Annotated in this window: 4 protein-coding genes and 1 pseudogene; 3 read left to right on the forward strand and 2 right to left on the reverse strand. The window is 68.2% G+C overall.

Annotated elements, in window-relative coordinates; all coding sequences use genetic code 11:
* Positions 1–385: MFS transporter (locus tag AB7O82_RS37640; protein WP_428621863.1), on the reverse strand; the 385-nt coding region annotated here is incomplete at its 3' end.
* 243 nt (positions 386–628) lie between these two features.
* Between AB7O82_RS37640 and AB7O82_RS37645 the strand changes: the two genes are divergently transcribed.
* Positions 629–1,396, forward strand: coding sequence for a glucose 1-dehydrogenase (locus AB7O82_RS37645; protein ID WP_428554456.1), 768 nt, complete (start codon positions 629–631; stop codon positions 1,394–1,396).
* Between the two features lie 206 nt (positions 1,397–1,602).
* Here AB7O82_RS37645 and AB7O82_RS37650 read toward each other — a convergent pair whose 3' ends face one another.
* Complete coding sequence (locus AB7O82_RS37650; RefSeq protein WP_428621865.1) at positions 1,603–2,742, reverse strand: alanine racemase; 1,140 nt, start codon at positions 2,740–2,742, stop codon at positions 1,603–1,605.
* 60 nt (positions 2,743–2,802) lie between these two features.
* Between AB7O82_RS37650 and AB7O82_RS37655 the strand changes: the two genes are divergently transcribed.
* The gene (locus AB7O82_RS37655) at positions 2,803–3,342 is read left to right on the forward strand and encodes a hypothetical protein (RefSeq protein ID WP_428621866.1); all 540 of its coding nucleotides are present in this window, start codon (positions 2,803–2,805) and stop codon (positions 3,340–3,342) included.
* A pseudogene (locus AB7O82_RS37660) lies at positions 3,339–3,847 on the forward strand (mandelate racemase/muconate lactonizing enzyme family protein); the annotation flags it as partial. The gene AB7O82_RS37655 and the pseudogene AB7O82_RS37660, both read left to right, overlap by 4 nt.

A 3,847-nucleotide genomic window follows, 5' to 3' on the forward strand; every position in this document is an offset into this window, starting at 1 on the left:
CGTGAGCTGCCGCCAAGCGCAGCAGCAGGGGCGGCGCGGCCACCACCGTGGCGATGAAGCCCAACCCCTCGGCGATGCGGGTGAGCATCAGGACCTCGATGCTGCCGGCGAAGGCGCCGAGCAGGCTCGCCGCCAGGCAGAGCGCGGTGCCGGCCAGCACCAGGCGGCGATGGCCGATGCGGGCGGCGGTGAGCGCGATCACCACGCCGCTCAGCGCCGTCGTCAGATTGAGGATCGACAGGATCCAGCCGGCCTGGCTCAGTGTCGCCCCGAGCTCATCGCGGATCGACGGCAGCGCCGGCGGCGCCTTGCCGACATTGAAGGCGCCGACGATGCCGGCGGCGACCAGGAGGCTGACCAGGCCCCAGGCCGTGCGGGCGGGCACGTTCAGTATCGCACCCGCGTCGCCATGTGCATCGAGAGCGTCATCGCTGGGAGCGCGCCACTCCGATGGCGCTCATCTTCTCGATCAAAGGCCCCTTGAGCCCCACCGGAGTGGCGCGCTACCAGCCATGAGTCCGTGTGCCGCCTGTGACCTGAACGCGCTTGCCCGCAAGACCGAGGTCCATGGTATCTCCCGAAAATTCATTCGCTGGTATGGCGGGCATGAAACAGGGGAGCGACCGGCATGTGCAAGCGTTTCGATCTCGAGGGCAAGGTGGCGCTGGTTACCGGGGCGTCATCGGGGCTGGGCGCGCACTTCGCCCGTACCCTGGCATCGGCCGGCGCGTCGGTTGCGATCGCCGCGCGTCGTGCCGAGCGACTGGCCATCCTGCAGGCGGAGCTGGAGGCAAGCGGAGGGAAGGCGGCCGCCGTGTCGCTCGATGTGCAATCGGGCGAGGCCGTGCGTGCCGCCTTCGACGCGGTCGAAGCAGCACTCGGCGCACTCGACATCGTCGTTAACAATGCCGGCATCTCGATCGTCAAGCCGGCGCTCACCATGCCGGAGGAGGATTGGGATGCCGTGGTCGATACCAACCTGCGTGGCGCGTGGCTGGTGGCGCAGGCGGCGGGGCAGCGCTGGGTGGCGGCGAAGCGGCCGGGCAGCATCGTCAACATCGCCTCGATCCTCGGCTTGCGCACGATCGGCCAGGTAGCACCCTACAACGCCTCGAAGGCCGGCCTGATCCACCTGACGCGGGCGCTCGCCATGGAATGGGCGCGCTACGACATCCGCGTCAACGCGATCTGCCCGGGCTACATCGAGACCGAGATGAACAGCGATTTTTGGAAGACAGACGGCGGCAAGCGCCTGATCGAGCGCATCCCGCAGCGCCGCATCGGCAAGCCCGAGCATCTCGACGGCGCCTTGCTGCTGCTGGCCTCCGAGGCCGGCGCCTTCATGACCGGCAGCGTGATCACGGTAGACGGCGGCCACACGGTGAGCTCGTTGTGACTCATCTCATTCGCCTCCCTAGCTCTGCTGGGGAAGTGTCCGCGTAATCGCCGACAGAGGCGTCACGTTCATGCGGACCGCGGGCGTCCCGCCCGCTCATGCTTACGATCATGACCGGGCGGGACGCCCGCGGTCCAAAAGACTCATGACCCCTCCGTCGCGTAAGACGCGACACCTTCGCGGCGAAGCCGGGGAGGCGACTAAAATCACCACCCGTTGATGCGGTCGTAGGTGTCGACCACGGAGCGGCCGCCGTCGAGGTCGCTGTCGACCACGAAGTAGCGGTCGTAGGCGGCGGCGGTGATGCAGGCGTGGTTGGGCAGGATGCGCACCCGCGCGCCGACCGGCAGGTTGCCGAACGGGATCGGCTCGTCGGCGCCGACGAAGCCGTGCTCCTGCGAGCAGGCGACGACTGCCATGTCCTTCGCCGGAGCATCGACGATCGTGCCGTAGCCGACCTGCGGCTTGAACTCCTGGGCGCTGATGTCCTTGGAGAGCGCGAGCGCACCGGCATCGATCAGCATCTGGTTGCGATGCGGGTAGTGGCCGATCACCGAGGCCAGCACGGAGAGTGCGAGATCGCCCGCGCCGCAGGCGCCGATGAACGCTTGGTCGAGGTCGTTGAACACGTAGACGCCGGGCCGCATCTCGGTGATGCCGGTGAAGTCGCGCGAATGTACGGCGGTCGGCGTCGAGCCGGCCGAGACGATCGGGCAGGGGATGCCCGCCGTTCGCAGCCGGTCGGCGGCGCCGACGATCGCCCGCCGCTCCTGCTCGGCCACGGCGGCGACGCCGTCCGGCGTGCTCTCGTGATAGGAATGGCCGGCGTGGGTCATCACGCCGGCCAGCTCGACGCCCGGCGCCTGGTGCAGCACGCGGGCGATGTCGAGCAGCCCGGGCAGCTCGGGGAAGGGCAGGCCGGCTCGGCCGGCGCCGCTGTCGATCTCGATCAGGACGGAAAAGGTGTCGCCGTCGCGCGCCGCCTCCGCGATCGCCCGCGCCACGGCAAGGTTGTCGGTCACCACGCGCAGGTTGACACCCTGGCGGCGCAGCGCGCTGACGGCGGCGAGCTTGGACGGCACCACGCCCACGCCGTAGAGAATGTCGCTGAAGCCGCCGCCGGCGAAGTAGCGGGCCTCGGCCAAGGTCGACACGGTAATGCGGCCGTCGTGACCTTCGACCGCCATGCGGCCGATCTCGATCGATTTTGCCGTCTTGACGTGCGGCCGCAACATGACGCCGGCACGCCTGAGGCGCCCGCTCATGCGCTCGAGGTTGCGGCGCAGGATCGCGCGGTCGAGAATGAGGGCTGGCGTCGGCAGGTCGTCGAGGGTCTGGCTGGCCATTGTCTGTTCTTTCGTGGTCGTTCCATTCTTTCCATCAACCTGCAGACGGTCAAATCGAGCATGCCGATCGAAAACGAGCGCAAGTTTGTCCTGGACGATGACGGCGGACTCGAAGGGCGCATTGGCGCCGCCCCCGGCGTCGAACGCAGTGTCCTGCAGCAGGCCTACCTCGACTCCGTGGGCGTGCGCATCCGGTCGGTCGAAGCTCCGGACGGCACGCGTCACGTCTTCACCTACAAGTGCACGGTCGACGGCCAGGTGGTCGAGATCGAGACCGCGATTAGCGCCAGCGACTTCGCGCGGCTGTGGACGCGACGCCAGCAGAGCCTGTGCAAGGTGCGCTACTCGTGGCCCGACGGGGACTTTCACTGGGACGTCGACTTCTTCAAGCGCGACGATGGCGGCACCTACTTCGCCCAGGCCGAGGTGGAGATGCCGGAAGGCGAGACGGAGCCGCCGCCGCTGCCGCCGCTGCTCTCGGGCTATTTGCTGGCGACCGTCCCGGCCGGCGATTCGCGCTTCGCCTCGAAATACCTGACCGACCAGGTGCATGCCGCGCGCCTGCTGGCCGACATCCGCCAAAAGGGGAGAATTGAATGAAGATCGCTCGCGTCGACAGCCATTCCATCAAGGTGCCCTTCGCCTTCGGCGGCAACCCGACCGGCTTCGGCGGGCGCACCTGGACGACCAACAACATCCTGCTGGTGCGGGTCGAGACCGACAACGGGCTGGTCGGCTGGGGCGAGGCATTCTGCTACGGTTGCACCGACGCCGTGCGCGCCGCCCTGAACAACATGATCGCGCCGATCGTGATCGGCGAGGACGCGTCCAACATTGCCCGCCTGTCCTACGACTTGCAGCAGAAACTCCATCTGTTCGGCCGCTATGGCATGACCATCTTCGCGCTGTCCGGCCTCGACATCGCGCTGTGGGACATCGCCGGCAAGGCGGCGGGTCTGCCGCTGGTCCAGCTGCTGGGCGGCAGCGGCCGCGCCAGGCTGCCCGCCTATGCCAGCCTGCTGAAGTACCGTGATCCCGAGAAGGTGGCGGCGCGCACGAAGCTGGCCGTCCAGCAGGGCTACCGCCACATCAAGCTGCACGAGAC

Source organism: Reyranella sp. (assembly GCF_050185545.1).
Lineage (GTDB): Bacteria > Pseudomonadota > Alphaproteobacteria > Reyranellales > Reyranellaceae > Reyranella.